This window comes from Mesorhizobium sp. WSM4821, from assembly GCF_055901555.1.
This window is the reverse complement of the sequence record NZ_CM148371.1, coordinates 1,153,550-1,169,156: the sequence shown is the minus strand read 5'-3', so window position 1 is coordinate 1,169,156 and position 15,607 is coordinate 1,153,550. Positions and strand designations below refer to the sequence as shown.

Genomic DNA, 15,607 nt, shown 5'->3' with positions numbered 1-15,607 from the left:
AGCGCTCCCGAAAATCACGCCATAGCGTGGCGGTGATTGGCCGAATAATGGCCCGTCAGATGGTGCTCGAGTTGGCGCTCGATGTCAGTCAAAAGACTCGACGCACCGAAGCGGAACAGCTCGGGCTCCAGCCATGGCCGTCCCAGCTCCTCCTTCATCAGCACCAGCCACTCCAGCGAAGCCTTGGCGGTCGAAATGCCGCCGGCGGGCTTGAAGCCGATGAGGTAGCCGGTCTCCTCGAAATAGGCGCGGATGGCGCGCACCATGACGAGGCCGACAGGCAGGGTCGCGTTGACGCTCTCCTTGCCGGTCGAGGTCTTGATGAAGTCCGCGCCCGCCATCATCGCCACCATCGACGCCAGCATGACGTTGCGCAGCGTAGCGAGATCGCCGGTACCGAGGATGACCTTCAGATGCGCCTCGCCGCAGGCGGCGCGCATCGAGACGATCTCGTTATAGAGCTCCTGCCATTTCGCAGCGAAAACCAGCCCGCGCGGAATGACGACGTCGATCTCGTCGGCGCCGTCGCTCACCGATGCTTCGATCTCCTGCAGACGCGTCGAAAGCGGGGTGAGGCCATGCGGGAAAGCGGTGGACACGGCGGCGACGTGGATTCCGGTGCCCCGCAGCGCATCGACGGCGGTGGCTACGAAGGGGTGATAAACGCAGACCGCTGCCGGGCGGATCTTCTCGCCTGAAATGCCAAGACCTTCAACGATGTCGCGGCGGAACGGATTGATCGCCTTGGCGCAGAGCCGGCGCACGCGCTCGTCGGTATCGTTCGAGTTCAGCGTCGTCAGGTCCATGCAGGTGACGGCGCGCAGCAGCCAGGCCGCCTGGTTGTCGGCCTTGATCGAGCGCCGCTTGGTCAGGCTGGCGACGCGGCGTTCCAGTGCCGAGCGGTTGACGCTGCGCATCGATTCCATGAAGCCGAGATCGAGCCTCATACCGGGATTGCGGGCAATGCCGTGGTCTTGTGGCAGAGGGGTGTTGGCGGCGGTGCGCGCCGGCAGCGGCGTGACCTTGGATGCGCCGCCACCAAGGCCGGCTTCGCGGATTGTGCTGCTCATCTCCAGCCCCTTTGTTCAGCGACTTGCGCCGAAGATAGCCCGTGAAGTCGTACTTCACGAGTCCTTCGGGCGGTCATAACGGAAAAAGGATGATAAAGCAGTCAATCTTTGACCGAAAGGTCAAAACCTGATCTGGAACGAAGCGTCTGCCCCTCAGCCGACGAAGGCGCGCTCGACGACGAAGCTGGCCGGATGGCTCAGTGAGCCCTCCTGGAAGCCGAGACTCTCGGCCAGTTCCTTGACGTCCTTCAGCATGTGCATCGAACCGCAGATCATGATGCGGTCGGTCTCGGGATTGAGCTTGTCGATGCCGAGATCGCTGTAGAACTTGCCCGAGCCGATCAGCGCGGTGATGCGGCCCATGCGCTCGGACGTCTCGCGCGTCGTCGAGTTGTAGAGCGTGACGCGGCCGCCGGTCAGCTCACCGATCAGCGGATCGCTCTCCAGTGCAGCGACCAGCTCCTGGCCGTAGGTGAGTTCGGCATTGTCGCGGCAGGTGTGCGTCAGGATCACCTGCTCGAACTTCTCGTATGTATCGGGGTCGCGCAGCAGGCTGGCGAACGGTGCGATGCCGGTGCCGGTCGAGATCATGAATAGCCGCTTGGCCGGGGTCAGCGCGTCGAGCACCAGCGTGCCGGTCGACTTCTGTCGCATGATGATGGTGTCGCCGACCTCGATCTTCTGCAATTCCGAGGTCAGCGGACCGTCCGGCACCTTGATCGAGAAGAATTCCAGTTCGTCGTCCCACGACGGGCTGGCGATCGAATAGGCGCGGAACACCGGCTTCTCGGCATTGGGCAGGCCAATCATGACGAACTCGCCGGAGCGGAAGCGCAGCGACTGCGGCCGGGTGATGCGGAACGAAAACAGCCGATCGGTATAGTGCTTCACCGAGACGACGGTTTCGGCATAGACATTGGCCGGTATGGGGAATTGCAACGGCCGGGCGCCGACGGTGTTGAGCGCGGATGTGGTGTTCATCAAACCTAACCTTCTGGCCCAACCCCGAGGTGCTGACGCCAAACCCTCTCTTGCGCGCCCGAACCAATCAGGTTCCAGCGTGCCGTTTGCATAGTCCGAGACGCTAAGCTCTTGTGTCCGGAATTTATTAGTATACAAATGATATTTGCGTCAAGATACCTGCGTCAAGATGCCCTTGTAAAACGCCTTTCCAAACTGGGACACATCCGTAGTCCGGGAATTTCGAGTTTCGACAATGAAAGAGAAATTATCGGCGCAGACGCTGGATTCCCTGGGCAGCGTCGTCGCCGGCATCGATGTCGGCGGAACCTTTACCGACCTGCTTCTGATCGACGGCCGTGATGGTGGCCGGGTGCATATCGCCAAGACCCCGACCACGGTCGACAACCAGGCCTTCGGCGTCGTCTCGGCGCTCAGTGCCACCGGCTTTCCCATCCACGGCATCGACCTCATCGTCCACGGCACGACCACCACCACCAACGCCGTGCTGGAACGCCGGCTGGCGAAAACCGGCATGATCACTACGCGCGGCTTTCGAGACGTGATCGAGCTCGGCCGGCGGACACGGCCGCAGCCCTATGGCATGACGGGCACCTTCGTCCCGATCATTCCGCGCAATTTGCGGCTCGAAGTGTCGGAGCGCGTCGAAGCCTCGGGTGCGGTGCGCATCCCGCTCGACGAGGCGGAGATGCGGGCGGCGATTTCGCAACTGATCGAGGCCGGTTGCGAATCCCTCGTCATCCATTTCCTGCATTCCTACGCCAATCCCGCGCATGAGCGGCGCGCCGCCGAGATCGCCACTGAACTTTGGCCGAACGGCTACATTACGTCGGGCCATGCACTGCTGTCGGAGGCGCGCGAATTCGAACGCGGGGTTACCGCTTCGGTCAACGCCTCGGTGCAGCCAATCCTCGAGCGCTACGTCGAACGGCTGCGCAGGGAATTGGGATCTCAGGGCTATGCCCGCGACTTCCTGATCATGAACGGCAATGGCGGGATGATCTCGGCCCGCTTTGTCACACGTGAATCGGCCAAGACCGTGATGTCCGGCCCGGCGTCCGGCGTCATTGCGGCAGCCTATACCGGCAAGCGCGCCGGCTTCGAAAACCTGGTCACCTACGACATGGGCGGTACCTCGACCGACGTGGCGCTGATCCGCGATGCCGAGCCGGCGGTGTCGAACGAGATCGAGATCGAATATGCCATGCCGATCCATGTGCCGATGGTGGCGGTGCACACGGTCGGCGCCGGCGGCGGCTCGATCGCCCGCGTCGATGCCGCAGGCCTGATCCAGATCGGCCCGGAAAGTGCCGGCGCCAATCCGGGCCCAATCTGTTACGGGCGCGGCGGCAGCGAGCCGACCATCACCGACGCCAATCTGGTGCTCGGCCGACTGGCGCCGAAGAAGCTGCTCGCAGTCGAGAACCCGGTCACCATCGAGCATGTCGCCGGCATATTCGAAGTCAGGATTGGCTGCCCCACCGGCCTGTCCGGCGTCGAGGCGGCGGGAGCGGTGCTGCGGCTGGGCAATATGAAGATGGCCGGCGCCATCCGCATGGTTTCGGTGTCGCGCGGCCACGACCCGCGCGATTTCGCGCTATTCGCCTTCGGCGGCGCGGGGCCGCTGCATGCGACCGCATTGGCGCGCGAGCTCGGCCTGCCGAAGGTGCTGGTGCCGGCGCGGCCCGGCATCACCAATGCGCTTGGCTGTGTCGTTGCCGATCTGAGGCACGACTTCGTCAACACCGTAAATCAGCCTGTGGCTGGGCTCGATGAAACCCAGCTTCATTCTGTATTGGAACGGCACCGAAACGAAGGCGAAGAGCTGATCGGCAAGGAAGCGGTGAAGCCGGAGACGATCCGCGTCACCCACTCCGCCGACATGCAGTTCGTCGGCCAGACCCACATCATCAATGTGCCGCTGCCGTCGTCCTCGGTGACCCGGCACGAATTGCAGCAGCTTTTCGAAAAGGCATATTTCGCCCGCTTCAAGGTCGAGCTGCCGGAAATCCGCGCCAATCTGGTCAATCTCAACACCTCGGTAACGGGTGTGCGGCCGGCGATCGATCTGTCGCGCCTGATCGACCCGGCGGGACGCGCCAAGACGCTCGATGAGGCACGACGCGAGATCCGCCCGGTCTGGTATGCCGGCACGTGGCATGACACGCCGGTCTACAGCAGGGAAAAGCTGCCGCTCGATGCGATCATTGAAGGCCCGGCGATCCTCGAACAGATGGACGCCACCACCGTGCTCGAGCCCGGCGACCGGGCGCGTTCGGACGCCGACGGCAACATCATCATCGACATTGGCGAGGCCTGAGATGGCAAAGCTCGACGCCATTACGCTTTCGGTGCTTCAGGCGGCCCTGCAGCAGGTTTGCGACGAGATGGACCTGACCTTCTCCCGCGCCGCCTTCTCTCCGGTCATCGCCGAGGCCAACGACCGCTCCGACGGCATCTATTCGGCGGTCGACGGTTCGCTGATCGCGCAAGGCAGCCAGGGTCTGCCGGTGTTCGTCGGCGTCATGCAATATTCGACTAGGACGGTGATCGAGATGATCGCCGACGGCTGCTGCCTGCCGCCGGAGCCCGGTGACATCTACATCGTCAACGACCCCTATCTCGGCGGCACCCATCTCATGGATGTGCGCTTCGTCATGCCGGTGTATCGGGGAGAAAAGATCTTCTGCTGGCTGTCCAACACCGGCCATTGGCCCGACATTGGCGGCTCGGTGCCGGGCGGCTTTTCCGCCTCGGCAACCGCGGTTGAGCAGGAAGGCCTGCGGCTGCCGCCCGTCAAACTGTTCAAGAAGGGCGTGCTCGATTCCGAGATCTACGCCATCATCTGCTCGAATATCCGCGTCGCCGACCAGCGCATCGGCGACATCCGGGCGCAAGCGGCGGCACTGCTGATTGGCCAAGATCGCCTGAACCGAATCCTCGATCGTTACGGAGACGAAACAGTTGTCGAGGCGATCGCCGAATTGCGCCGCCGCGCCGCCGAACAGATGCGCGCCAACATATCAGCCATTCCCGACGGCATCTATCGCTCGCAGGCCTTCGTCGATTCTGACGGAGTGGTGAACGAGCCGCTGACCATAGCGCTTGCGGTCGAGAAACAAGGCGACACGCTCAGCTTCGATTTCGCCGGCTCGTCAAAACCTTGCGCCGGGCCGATGAACAGCGTGCTGGCAACGACCTTGTCCTCGGTCTATCTCGCCATGCGCCACATTTTCCCGGACGTGCCGATCAGCGCCGGCGCCTTCGAGCCGCTGATCGTGAAGCGGCCGGAAGGCACTTTCCTCGACGCAAAATATCCGCGCCCGGTGTCGGGCTGCGCCGCCGAGGTGTCGCAGCGCATCGCCGAGGCGGTGTTTGCGGCGATGGTGCAGGCGCTGCCGGACAAGGTGACGGCGGCCCCCGCCGGTTCCAGCGGAAATTTCGCGCTCGGCGGCAACGATCCGGCGCGCGGCCGCGATTATGTTATGTACCAGATCTCAGGCGGCGGCTATGGCGGCAATGCCGGTCACGACGGCCTCACCAATGGCTGCTCGACCATCGGCATCTCCAAATCGCCGCCGGTCGAGATCATGGAACAGGCCTTCCCGGTGCTCTATCGCCACTACGCCCTGCGCGAAGGCTCAGGCGGCGCCGGCAAGCATCGCGGCGGTTTTGGGCTCGCCTATGAGGTCGAAATCCTGCGCGGCGACGCCCGCGCGTCCTTCGTCATGGACCACGGCCGGTTCGGCCCACAGGGCGCGCTCGGCGGCAAGGACGGCGCGGTCAACACGGTGACCGTGTTCCGTAACGGCGAGGCCCATGTGCCGCCCCACCTCTCCAAGGAGCAGGATATCGCCCTGAAGGCCGGTGACCGCGTGCGCGTCGGCACGCCGGGCGGCGGCGGCTATGGCGATCCGTTGCAGCGCGATCCGGAACTGGTGCTGAGGGATATTGCTTTGGGTTATTACACGCCCGAGGAGGCCGGCGAAAAGTTCGGCGTCAATCTGTCGGCGGATGGGCTGGTGATCGACCGGGCGGCGACGGACGAGAAGCGCGCCGGACACCGCTGAGATAGGACGAATTCTCTACGAGCCCCCTTCGCGCAACCAGATGCAATGCGATCACTTCCCCGGCCCCCACTTTCCCGCTTGACTGACCCGCCGTACCGAATACCCTAATAGGGAAATACCGGCTCCGACCGCCGGGCGGCAAAAATGCCTCGTATGCCTCGCCTTCCGCGGCGGCGGCTGCGGGGCATTTTTATTTTTGGGGATTTGCTTGGGACGACTTATCGAAATCGGCATCCTTTACTCGCGGTCGGGCAACTACCGCCTGCTGTCCGAATCCTGCCGTTCGGGTGCAATGACGGCCATCGCCGATGTCAACGCCGATCCCGCCATCCCGATCGAATTCGTTCCGGTGGAGCGCGACCCGCAAGGCAACATCGACGGCTACGCGACGGGCTGCGCCGACATTCTCGCCAACAGCGGCGCGCGCCACATCATCGGCTGCATCACGTCGTGGAGCCGCAAGGAGGTCATTCCGATCCTCGAGCGCGCCGGCGGCACGCTCTGGTATGCCTGTCCCTATGAGGGTTTCGAAGCGAACGAGCATGTCGTCTACATGCACGCTTGCCCAAACCAGCATCTCGTGCCGCTGCTGGCCTATGTCGTGCCGCGCTTCGGCGCCGACGGCTTCCTGCTCGGCTCGAACTACATCTGGGGCTGGGAGACCAACCGTGTCGCCCGCGATCTCATCGCCGACGCCGGCGGCAAGGTTTTGGGCGAGCGCTATCTGCCGCTCGGAGAGGTCGATGTCTCCAGGCTGATCGCCGAGATCCAGGCGACGCGGCCGGATTTCGTTTTGAACAACTTGATCGGCCCTTCGTCCTACGCCTTTATCGCGGCCTATGCCGAGCTCGCCGAACGCGACCCGCATTTCAAAGCGGAGCGCTGCCCGATCCTGTCCTGCAATCTCACCGAATGCGAGTTGCCGGCGCTCAATGATGCGGGCAATGGCCACCTATCCGTTGGGCCGTACTTTCACGATATCGCGGCAGCGGATCGCCAGGGCGGTTCGGCGCCCTCCGTCATGCCTGCCTCGTCCTTCGAGGCGGCCGCCTACGCCTCGGTGCGGACGCTTGCCGATATCCTCGCCCGCAATCCCGGCGCACAATGGCCGGACCTTCCCCAAGCCTTTGCCGGAACCTCGTTTCGAAACCCGCTCGGCGACATCTCAATCGATCCGCAAACCCAGCACGCCACCTTGCCGGTGCAGATCGGGCGCATCGAGGGCACCGCGTTCAAGACCGTCACGCTGACCAAGGGGGTCGCGCCCGATCCCTATCTGTCCCGCTACGACCGAACCGAGACGTTCGGCCGCCCGCGCCTGAGAGTGGTGTCGTGAGCAAGGTTCCGCGCATCCCGAATCTCGGCGGCGCCAGGGCCTTTGTCCTGCATCGTCCGCATCCGACGGTGCAGGCGATCACGCGGCAATTGTCGGCCATCGGCCTCGAGACGGTCGGCTGCTGGCCAGAGCTGCCGGCCGAGGCGCTGGCGGCGGACTTCGTCTTCTTCGATGCCGATCTCGGCTTCGACGAACAATTCCCCTGGACGGCAGGCGAAGCGCCGATGCCGCTGGTCGCGCTGATCGGCTCCGAAGCGCCGGGCCGCATCGAATGGGCGCTGTCGCACAAGGCCGACGCTCAGTTGCTGAAGCCGGTCGGCAATGCCGGCGTCTACAGCGCCCTGTTGATCGCGCGGCAGAGTTTCGAGGCGCGCAAGCTTCTGGCAAGCGAGATATCGTCGCTTCGCCTGCGCGTCGCGGAGCGCCAGACCATCGTGCGCGCGGTGGAGGCCTTGTCGAAAGGCGCCGGGGACGGCCGCGCCTATGCGCAGCTCCGGTCGCTGGCGATGAGCTGGCAGATCAGCGTCGAGGAGGCCGCGCGCCGGATCGTGGCGATGACGGAAGAAGGCGGCGATGACCAATCCCATCGCGCCTGACCTTCCGGCAACGGGGCGCATGCCGATCAAGCCACGCGCCGGTGTCTGGCGGCGCCTGGTAAAGCGGCCTCTGGCTCTGCTCGGCCTGGTGATCGTTGCCGTCGTCGTGGTCGGCGCCATCCTGGCGCCGTGGCTGACGGGCTACGATCCGAACGAGCAGATGTTCGACGGGCTGACGCTTGAAGGCGCGCCCTTGCCGCCGAATGCCAGCTTCTGGTTGGGCACGGATCTGCTCGGCCGCGATCTCCTGACCCGGATCCTTTTTGGCGCGCGCACTTCGCTGATCATCGGCATCGTCGCCAACGGCGTGGCGCTTTTGATCGGCACGCTGGTTGGCGTCACCGCCGGCTATTTCCGCGGCTGGATCGGCAGCGCGCTGATGCGCTTCACCGATCTGATGATGGCCTTTCCGGCGCTGCTGCTCGCCATCTGCATGGCGGCGGTGCTCCAGCCGAGCCTGTGGATCGTCGCCATGGTGATCGCATTGGTCAACTGGGTGCAGACCGCGCGGGTCATCTACACCGAGACCAGCTCGCTCGCCGAGCGCGAGTTCATCGACGCCGAGCGCACCATCGGCGCAAGCGCGCCACGCATCCTGTTTCGCCATATCCTGCCGCATTTGCTGCCGACGATCATCGTCTGGGGCACGCTCGGCATCTCGACCACGGTGCTGCTCGAAGCAACGCTCAGCTATCTCGGCATCGGCGTGCAGCCGCCGACCGCATCCTGGGGCAACATTATTTTCGAGAACCAGACCTATTTCCAGGCGGCGCCCTGGCTGGTCTTCTTTCCGGGTGCGGCGATCCTGGCGCTGGCGCTGGCCTTCAACCTCGTCGGCGATGCGCTGCGCGACATCCTCGATCCGACGCAAAGGGGACGGGCATGATCGCCTATCTCGGCCGCCGGGTCGTCCAGTCCGTGCTCATCCTGCTCGGCGTTTCGCTGATCACCTTTGCGCTGCTCTACCTGCTGCCCGCCGATCCCGTCCGCCAGATCGCCGGCCGCAGCGCCACGCCAGAGACGGTCGAGAACATCCGCCGGCAGCTCGGCCTCGATCAGCCCTTCATCATCCAGTACTGGCACTATCTGGTGAGCCTGCTCAGCGGCGATCTCGGGCGCTCCTACATCCAGCGCTCCGAGGTCTCGGAGCTCATCGTCTCGCGGCTGCCGGCAAGCCTGCTTTTGATGGTCGGCGCCATCCTTTGCGAGCTGGCGATCGGCCTGACGATGGGCCTCATCGCCGCCGTCAGGCGCGGCACCGCCACCGACCAGACGCTGATGGTCGCATCCTTTGTCGGCGTCTCGGCGCCGCAATTCGTCGTCGGCCTGCTGCTCCTCTATGTATTCGCCGTGCGGCTCGGCTGGTTTCCGATCGGCGGCTACGGCACCTGGCGCCATCTGGTGCTGCCCTCGCTGACCATGGGGATCCTCGGCGCCGGCTGGTATGCCCGCATGATGCGCTCGTCGATGATCGATGTGCTGCGCCAGGACTATATGCGGACCGCCCGCGCCAAGGGCCTTGCGCGCGGCGCCATCATCTTCCGCCACGCACTGCCCAACGCCATCCTGCCGGTCATCGCCATGATCGGCATCGACATCGGCATCTTCATGGGCGGCATCGTGGTGGTCGAAAGCGTGTTCGGCTGGCCCGGCATCGGCCAGCTTGCGTGGCAGGCCATCCAACGCGTCGACATTCCGATCATCATGGGTGTCACCCTGGTTTCGGCCTTCGCCATCGTGCTCGGCAATCTCCTGGCCGACACCGTCGCACCGTTCATCGATCCGCGCATCAAGCTCAGATGAAACCAAAAAAGACCGATAACAAACAGAGAAAGGGAACATGAGATGAAGAGATCCTTGACCTCCACCGTAGCGGTGTCGGCGCTCGCGCTGATGCTCGGCATGACAAGCGTACGCGCCGAGGACGCCGTCGATCCGAACGCCAAGCAGGGCGGCGCGATCACCATCACCTACAAGGACGACGTCGCCACGCTCGATCCGGCCATCGGCTACGACTGGCAGAACTGGTCGATGATCAAGAGCCTGTTCGACGGGCTGATGGACTACGAGCCGGGCACCACCAACCTGCGGCCCGACCTCGCCGAAAGCTACGAGATCGCCCCTGACGGCAAGACCTTCACCTTCAAGCTGCGCCAAGGGGTGAAGTTCCACAACGGACGCGAGATGACCGCCGAAGACGTGAAATATTCGCTCGACCGCGTCACCAATCCGAAGACGCAGAGCCCCGGCGCCGGCTTCTTCGGCTCGATCAAGGGCTATGACGACGTCGCTGCCGGCAAGGCGGAAGGCCTGGCTGGTGTCACCGTCGTCGATCCTTACACGATCAAGTTCGAACTGACCCGGCCCGACGCCACCTTCCTGCATGTCATGGGGATCAACTTTTCGCATGTCGTGCCGAAGGAAGAAGTCGAGAAACACGGCGCGGACTTCGGCAAGCATCCGGTCGGCACCGGGGCTTTCAAGCTCGCCGAATGGACGCTCGGCCAGCGCGTCGTCTTCGAGCGCAACCCCGACTACTGGCACAAGGGCCTGCCGCATCTCGACAAGGTCAGCTTCGAGATCGGCCAGGAGCCGATCGTCGCCCTGCTGCGCCTGCAAAAGGGCGAGATCGACGTTCCCGGCGACGGCATTCCGCCGGCCAAGTTCCAGGAGGTAATGGCCGATCCCGAGCAGAAGGCTCGCGTCGTCGAGGGCGGCCAGTTGCACACCGGCTACATCACCATGAACACCACCATGGCGCCCTTCGACAATGTGAAGGTGCGGCAAGCGGTCAACATGGCGATCAACAAGGATCGTATCGTCCAGCTGATCAACAATCGTGCGGTGCCGGCCAACCAGCCGCTGCCGCCGTCGATGCCCGGCTACGACAAGGAATTCAAGGGCTATCCCTATGACGTGGCCAAGGCCAAGGCTTTGCTTGCCGAGGCCGGTCACCCCGATGGCTTCGACACGCAGCTGTTCGCCATGAACACCGACCCAAACCCACGCATCGCCCAGGCGATCCAGCAGGATCTGGCGGCGGTCGGCATCAAGGCCAGCATCCAGTCGCTCGCGCAAGCCAACGTCATCGCAGCCGGCGGCGACAAGGCCGGCGCGCCGATGATCTGGTCCGGCGGCATGGCCTGGATCGCCGATTTCCCCGATCCGTCGAACTTCTACGGGCCGATCCTCGGATGCGCCGGCGCGGTTCCGGGCGGCTGGAACTGGTCGTGGTACTGCAACAAGGATCTCGACGCCAAGGCGGCGGAGGCCGATTCGATCGTCGATCCGGCCAAATCAGGCGAACGTGCCAAGATGTGGAGCGCGATCTACGGCAAGATCATGGAAGACGCGCCTTGGGCGCCGGTCTTCAACGAGCAGCGCTTCACCATGAAATCGGCCCGAATGGGCGGCGCCGACAATCTCTATGTCGACCCCGTCCATATCCCGATCAACTACGACAATGTGTATGTGACCGATGTGCAATAATTGCGACTACACCATCCACGGGCGCCATCACCATTTCGGCTGGGACAATTCCTTCGTCCCGGCCGAGCGGGTGACGCCCGGTTCGACGATCGAGTTCCAGTGCCTCGATTCGTCCGGTGGCCAGCTGCAGGCCGACAGCACCGTTGCCGATATCGCCAAGCTCGACTTCAACAGGATCAACCCGGTGACCGGGCCGATCTTCGTCGAAGGTGCGGAGCCGGGCGATGCGCTGAAGGTGACGATCGAGACGTTCAAGCCGTCCGGCTTCGGCTGGACGGCGAACATACCCGGGTTCGGCCTGCTCGCCGACGACTTCGCGGAACCAGCGCTGAACATCTGGGCATACGACGCCGCCTCGCTTGAGCCGGCGCTGTTCGGCAAGCATGCGCGGGTGCCGCTGAAACCCTTTGCCGGCACCATCGGCAATGCGCCGGCTGAGATGGGCCTCCACTCGGTGGTGCCGCCAAGGCGCGTCGGTGGCAATCTCGACATCCGCGATCTTGCGGCCGGCACGACGCTCTATCTGCCGGTGGAGGTTGCCGGCGCGCTGTTCTCGGTCGGCGACACGCATGCCGCGCAGGGCGACGGCGAGGTGTGCGGCACGGCGATCGAAAGCCCGATGGACGTCGTGCTGACGCTCGACCTGGTCAAGGATGCGCGGCTGAAGACGCCGCGCTTCACCACACCTGGCCCGGTGACGCGCCATCTCGACGCCAAGGGCTACGAGGTGACGACCGGCATCGGACCGGACCTGATGACGGGCGCCAAGGAAGCGGTTTCCCAGATGGTCGACCTGCTTGCCGGCCGTTACGGAATGGACCCGGTCGAGGCCTACATGCTGGCCTCGGTCTGCGGCGATCTCCGGATCAGCGAGATCGTCGACATGCCGAACTGGGTGGTGTCGTTCTACTTCCCGCGCTGCGTTTTCGAATGAGCAAAGGCGCAGGCAATAGGTGCATCGGGGCTGCAGCTCCGGCCGTTTCGATCACGACCGGGCCGGTGCTGGAAATTTCCGGCCTGACCGTAAGCGTGCGCGGCGAAGATGGCCAGCGGCCGGTGGTATCGGACCTATCGCTGACGCTTGCGCGCGGCGAGACGCTGTGCATTGCCGGTGAATCCGGCTCCGGCAAATCGATGACCGCGCTGGCGATCATGCAGTTGCTGCCGCAGCCGGCCGCCCGGATAGATTCCGGCACGATCCGGCTTCGTGCCAGAGATCGGGGCGATGTGGACCGGGGCGCCATCGATCTGGCCGTGCTCGATGAACGCCGGATGCGCCACATTCGCGGCGACCGCATCGCGATGATCTTCCAGGAGCCGATGACATCGCTCAATCCGGTGCTGTCGATCGGCCGGCAGCTGATCGAGTCTATCGAGGCCCATACCGGCCTCTCCCGCGCCGAGGCGGGCCGGCGCGCTATCGACGCGCTGAAGGCCGTCCGCATCCCGGAAGCCGAAAGCCGGCTGAAGCAGTTTCCGCACGAGCTGTCCGGCGGCATGCGCCAGCGCGTGATGATCGCCATGGCGTTGGCACTGAAACCGGATGTGCTGATCGCCGACGAGCCGACGACGGCGCTCGACGTTACCGTGCAAGGCGAGGTGCTGGAACTGTTGCGCGATCTCCAGCGCGAGCACGGCACCAGCGTTATCCTGATTACCCACGACATGGGCGTGGTCGCCGAAATGGCCGATCGCGTCGTCATCATGCGGCACGGCCGCATGGTCGAGCAGGGGACAGCCGCCGACCTCTTTGCCCGCCCACAAGCCGACTATACGCGTGAGCTGCTCGCCGCCGTGCCGCGCATCGGGACGGGCGTCGGCCGCCGGAAATCCGTCGAAGCGGGAATGCGCGAGAGCGTCGCCATAGTCAACGATCTGCATGTCCGCTTCGACCTGCATGGCGGCTTCTTCGGCAGGGTGAACCGCCGTGTCCACGCCGTCGAAGGTGTCAGCTTTTCGATCGCGCCGCGCGAGACGCTGGCGCTGGTCGGCGAATCCGGCTGCGGCAAGTCGACCACCGCCAAGGCGCTGGTCGGGCTGGTGCCCTACCAGGGCGATATCGTGATCGACGGGCGCAATCTGGCGAACCTTGGCCGTGACGAGCGCAAGGCGGTTCGCCGCGACGTTCAGATGGTCTTCCAGGATCCCTATGCCTCGCTCGACCCGCGCATGCGCGTCGGCGACCTCGTCGCCGAGCCGCTGTTGATCCATGGCATCGCCTCGAAGGAAGAGCGCAGCCAGCGCGTGGCGGCGCTGTTCGACCGCGTCGGCCTCTCGGCCGACCAGATGGAGCTTTACCCGCACGAATTCTCGGGTGGCCAGCGCCAGCGCGTCTGCATCGCCCGTGCACTCGCGCTCAGGCCCAAACTCATCATCGCCGACGAAAGCGTTTCGGCGCTCGACGTGTCGGTGCAGGCGCGCGTGCTCGACCTGTTGAAGGAGTTGCAGCGCGAGTTCGGCATCGCCTATCTGTTCATCTCGCACGACATGGCGGTGGTCGAGAACATTTCCGATCGTGTCGCCGTCATGTATCTGGGCCAGATCGTCGAAATGGGCTCCCGCGATCAGGTCTTTTCAAACCCGCGCCACCCCTACACAAAACGCTTGATCGAGGCCGTGCCGGTGCCCGATCCGGCAAAACGCCGGCCGCGCTTCGCGCGTCTCGATCAGGAGATCCCGAGCCCGACGCGAAAAATCGGCGAAGACCCGCCGAAACTGGCCCTGAAGGACCTTGGCAACGGTCATCTGGTTGCTGTTTCCTGACACTCGCGACGGCTGTCACATCAACCCTGATCCGCGATCAGTCGATATTGGTCGGGCCGGCGATATCTGGCGAAATCGAAATTTACCTTGCGGCAGACGGCGATGAGGTCGAGATCGGCGCGATGGACGATCACCTCGTCGTCGAGCGACATCGCCTGCGCCGCGATCTCGCCGGTTGGTGCGATGATGCAGGAGCCCCCGATCAGGGCCTGGCCGTCCTCGACGCCGGCCTTGGCCGCTGCCGCGACCCAGACCGTGTTCTGATACGCGCCGGCCTGCATCGGCAGATGATTGTGGAACATGCGCAGATGCGCCAGCGCCGGCGCCTCATCGAGCTGCAGCGGCGTGTTGTAGCCGATAAGGACGATCTCCGCGCCGTTGAGGCAGAGCATGCGGTAGGTCTCCGGCCAGCGCCGGTCGTTGCAGATCGCCATGCCGACGCGTACGCCGCGATAGGCGAAAACCGGAAAACCGAGATTGCCGGGCTCGAAATAACGTCGTTCCAGATGCACGGTCGTGCCCGGTTCCGGCTCGCTCGATCCGGGCACATGGATTTTGCGGTAGCGCCCGATAAATCTGCCGTCCTGCCCGACCAGATCCATCGTGTTGAAGCGGCGCGTTACCCCGTCCACGCGCGTCAGCTCGGCGTATCCGAGCGCGAAGCCGATCTTGAGGCGCGCCGCGGCGTCGTAAAGGCGTTGCGCCTGTGGGCCAGGCATAGCCGGCTCGAAGAACGCCTCGATCTCGGCCTCGTCGTCGATTCGCCAGCGCGGAAAGAAGGTCGTGAGCGCCAGTTCGGGAAAGACCGCGATTTCAGCGCCGGCGGCGGCCGCTCTCTCCAGAAGCGCGATGAGCCGGTTCACCGTTTCGGCGCGTTGCGCGCGTTTCTGTATCGGGCCGGTCTGGCAGACCGCGACGGTCAGGTATCGGGCCATCGTCGTCGCCTCAGGCTGCCGCTGTGACCATGATCTCTACGCGATAGCCGTCGCCGGCGAGCCGGGCCTCGACCGTTGCCCGCACCGGCATGGCGCTTTTGTCGATCCAGGCGTCCCATGCGGCGTTCATCCTGTCGAAGTCGGCAATATCGCGCAGCCACACCGTGGCACTCAGGATCCTGGTCTTGTCGCTGCCGGCCTTCGCCAGATAGGTGTCGATCTTGGCGAGCACGTCGCGCGCCTGCTGCGTCGTGTCGCCCGACAGATCGTCGGCCGTCATACCTGCCAGATAGACGATTCCATTGTGGCTGAGCACCCGGCAGAAGCGTGGTCCACTCTCGAAGCGTTCGATTGTCATGGTTATCCC

Annotated in this window: 13 protein-coding genes; 9 read left to right on the top strand and 4 right to left on the bottom strand. The window is 64.4% G+C overall.

The genetic code is table 11. From position 1 onward, the window contains the following. Positions 1-14: 14 nt before the first annotated feature. Together deoC and AC0NID_RS05395 are read right to left on the bottom strand one after the other, a co-directional pair. Positions 15-1,070: a deoxyribose-phosphate aldolase gene (gene deoC / locus AC0NID_RS05400; RefSeq protein ID WP_473451587.1), complete on the bottom strand. Its 1,056-nt coding sequence runs from the start codon at positions 1,068-1,070 to the stop codon at positions 15-17. A gap of 153 nt (positions 1,071-1,223) precedes the next feature. Next, positions 1,224-2,051, bottom strand: coding sequence for a ferredoxin--NADP reductase (locus AC0NID_RS05395; RefSeq protein ID WP_473451585.1), 828 nt, complete (start codon positions 2,049-2,051; stop codon positions 1,224-1,226). A gap of 235 nt (positions 2,052-2,286) precedes the next feature. Here AC0NID_RS05395 and AC0NID_RS05390 point away from each other — a divergent pair, with 235 nt between their 5' ends. The 9 genes from AC0NID_RS05390 to AC0NID_RS05350 all read left to right on the top strand — a co-directional run bounded on the left by AC0NID_RS05390 (position 2,287) and on the right by AC0NID_RS05350 (position 14,305). Further along, the gene (locus AC0NID_RS05390; protein WP_473451583.1) at positions 2,287-4,371 is read left to right on the top strand and encodes a hydantoinase/oxoprolinase family protein; all 2,085 of its coding nucleotides are present in this window, start codon (positions 2,287-2,289) and stop codon (positions 4,369-4,371) included. 1 nt (position 4,372) lies between these two features. Then, the gene (locus AC0NID_RS05385) at positions 4,373-6,121 is read left to right on the top strand and encodes a hydantoinase B/oxoprolinase family protein (RefSeq protein ID WP_473451581.1); all 1,749 of its coding nucleotides are present in this window, start codon (positions 4,373-4,375) and stop codon (positions 6,119-6,121) included. 208 nt (positions 6,122-6,329) lie between these two features. Continuing rightward, a complete protein-coding gene (locus tag AC0NID_RS05380) occupies positions 6,330-7,457 on the top strand; it encodes a transporter substrate-binding protein (RefSeq protein WP_473451578.1) in 1,128 nt (375 codons plus the stop codon). After that, the gene (locus tag AC0NID_RS05375; protein ID WP_473451576.1) at positions 7,454-8,053 is read left to right on the top strand and encodes an ANTAR domain-containing response regulator; all 600 of its coding nucleotides are present in this window, start codon (positions 7,454-7,456) and stop codon (positions 8,051-8,053) included. The genes AC0NID_RS05380 and AC0NID_RS05375 overlap by 4 nt, the downstream gene beginning before the upstream one ends. After that, positions 8,031-8,939 (top strand): ABC transporter permease, encoded by a 909-nt coding sequence (locus tag AC0NID_RS05370; protein WP_473451574.1) that lies wholly within the window; start codon positions 8,031-8,033, stop codon positions 8,937-8,939. The genes AC0NID_RS05375 and AC0NID_RS05370 overlap by 23 nt, the downstream gene beginning before the upstream one ends. Continuing rightward, the gene (locus AC0NID_RS05365; protein WP_473451572.1) at positions 8,936-9,856 is read left to right on the top strand and encodes an ABC transporter permease; all 921 of its coding nucleotides are present in this window, start codon (positions 8,936-8,938) and stop codon (positions 9,854-9,856) included. Before AC0NID_RS05370 ends, AC0NID_RS05365 begins: the two co-directional genes overlap by 4 nt. Positions 9,857-9,946: 90 nt before the next feature. Continuing rightward, positions 9,947-11,542 (top strand): ABC transporter substrate-binding protein, encoded by a 1,596-nt coding sequence (locus tag AC0NID_RS05360; RefSeq protein WP_473452625.1) that lies wholly within the window; start codon positions 9,947-9,949, stop codon positions 11,540-11,542. Further along, complete coding sequence (locus AC0NID_RS05355; protein WP_473451570.1) at positions 11,532-12,476, top strand: acetamidase/formamidase family protein; 945 nt, start codon at positions 11,532-11,534, stop codon at positions 12,474-12,476. Before AC0NID_RS05360 ends, AC0NID_RS05355 begins: the two co-directional genes overlap by 11 nt. Next, positions 12,473-14,305 carry an ABC transporter ATP-binding protein gene (locus AC0NID_RS05350; protein ID WP_473451568.1) on the top strand — a complete coding sequence of 611 codons (1,833 nt, stop codon included), beginning with the start codon at positions 12,473-12,475 and terminating at the stop codon, positions 14,303-14,305. Before AC0NID_RS05355 ends, AC0NID_RS05350 begins: the two co-directional genes overlap by 4 nt. A gap of 20 nt (positions 14,306-14,325) precedes the next feature. On the opposite strand, the gene AC0NID_RS05345 is transcribed toward AC0NID_RS05350, so the two are convergent. Next, positions 14,326-15,240 (bottom strand): nitrilase-related carbon-nitrogen hydrolase, encoded by a 915-nt coding sequence (locus tag AC0NID_RS05345; protein WP_473451567.1) that lies wholly within the window; start codon positions 15,238-15,240, stop codon positions 14,326-14,328. Between the two features lie 10 nt (positions 15,241-15,250). Next, positions 15,251-15,598 carry a RidA family protein gene (locus AC0NID_RS05340; protein ID WP_473451565.1) on the bottom strand — a complete coding sequence of 116 codons (348 nt, stop codon included), beginning with the start codon at positions 15,596-15,598 and terminating at the stop codon, positions 15,251-15,253. Positions 15,599-15,607 lie beyond the last annotated feature (9 nt).